The 1,588-nt window shown below is 32.2% G+C and carries 2 protein-coding genes; one reads left to right on the top strand and one right to left on the bottom strand.

Features of this window, described 5'->3' with window-relative positions; translation table 11 throughout:
• The first annotated feature begins 452 nt into the window (after nucleotides 1-452).
• Entirely contained in the window at nucleotides 453-611 is a 159-nt protein-coding gene (locus MKY20_RS28640; RefSeq protein ID WP_251174101.1) for an aspartyl-phosphate phosphatase Spo0E family protein, read from the top strand.
• Between the two features lie 509 nt (nucleotides 612-1,120).
• On the opposite strand, the gene MKY20_RS28635 is transcribed toward MKY20_RS28640, so the two are convergent.
• Nucleotides 1,121-1,360, bottom strand: a complete 240-nt coding sequence (locus tag MKY20_RS28635; protein WP_341004494.1) for a His/Gly/Thr/Pro-type tRNA ligase C-terminal domain-containing protein — start codon at nucleotides 1,358-1,360, stop codon at nucleotides 1,121-1,123.
• Between the last annotated feature and the right edge of the window lie 228 nt (nucleotides 1,361-1,588).

Below are 1,588 nucleotides of genomic sequence, written 5' to 3'. Positions count from 1 at the left end.
CTTTTATGGAACAAGAAAAGATGCCTGTTTTGGCAGCTGTTCTGAAACATAAGCATCCTATAGTCTAAGTGCAATGTTTCACAAATCTAATTAGAAATAAAAAAGGGCTGACTCAAACAGCCTACTCTTGTCAAATCTCTATTAAATGCTTTAAGAATAGATTTAATCTTCTCAACTCCGGGTCTATTGACACAAATAGTAATCAAACCATATTTCTGTGGAACAATAATATAAGAGACAATAATTGTTAAACCAAAAATTAACCAACCAATATTATGTCATTTAAAGTAGGACTTGCCTATCCTTGCTCTGGATTTAACTATTTTACTGAATCTATCTTGTGTTTTTTAAGAATTTGTCGTTTCTAGGCAAGTTTTGTCGAAGCCATTCATAGTTCACCCTAAATCTGTAATAATAGTTCCTGGACTTTTATCATTTAAAGGAGCGAATTAATGTGTGATTTCTGCCGAGAGCTTAGCAAAAAGATTCAATTTCTTAGAAAAGCACTCGTTAAAACTGGTATCCAAAAAGGATTGAAACATCCTGAAACTATAAAACATAGTCAGATGTTGGACGAACTAATTTATAGGTTCCAATCCAAATGTAAGTAGTAATTCTGACTCTTTTTCCAAAATATAATTCATATTACCCTGCCTCTCTTAGAGGATTTTTTTATTTCTTAAAAATTTTGTCTCCATATTCTGACCCTTGCTCGCACCAGTAATAAGGTATGAACATATACTACAAAGCATGAATCGCTCAATTACCGCAGAGATGCGGTTTTTTTATTGGTATAAAATATTCTCCAGCTGGACAAACTAGCTGCACGAGCAAGACCAATCCTCCACATCCAAAAAGCTCCTTAGATTAGGTCCTTGCTCGCATACTGATGAGGTGAAAATATGTTTAACTGGATTGATCAATATACTTTAAAAAATGTATATTTCGTGACACTTGGAGTTCCAAGTATATTGTCAGCTTTTTGGCTCTTAGTAGTTGCTTGGACTTTTAGAGCTGAGAAAAAAGGGAAATGAAGCTAATTGCTTATTTTGTTTATTCCTCATCTTCTTCGAGGGATTCAATAAACTCAGTACAGGCTACTTGAATTAGAATTTTTAAATCATTTAAACAGATATGATTCAATCCTTTCTTCACCTGATGACATATCTTTTATTTTGTATTGATTATTTTTCACCTCATTCTCTCCAATAATTATTACGTAAGGAATGTTCTCTTTGTTTGCTTTATCAAGAGCCTTGCCTAATTTTTTGTTGCTCATTTCATATTCGACTTTATAGCCTTTATTTCTTAAATAATTTGCTACCAACAAGGATTCTTTTTGAGTACCTAGTGGAACTATATAATAATCTATATTCGGATTCTCTCTTAATTCCTTCTCAGATGTAAATAGCCTTCCTATTTACGATTTTTATAAATCGAATAGAAAGGCTACAAGATATGATGATGTAATTGTGAGAACGATATAGTTATCTTCTTTATTGAACGCATATTTATCCAATCCTAATTTCCATTAAATGTATCATGCTGTAATTTAAATTTCAAGAATCTTTTTTCAAGAAACCTGCCC

Origin of the sequence: Cytobacillus sp. FSL W8-0315, assembly GCF_038002905.1 — a bacterium.
In the GTDB taxonomy this organism is placed as follows: domain Bacteria; phylum Bacillota; class Bacilli; order Bacillales; family Cytobacillaceae; genus Cytobacillus; species Cytobacillus pseudoceanisediminis.
The sequence above is the reverse complement of the archived record's forward strand: the minus strand, read 5'-3'. Positions and strand labels throughout refer to the sequence as shown.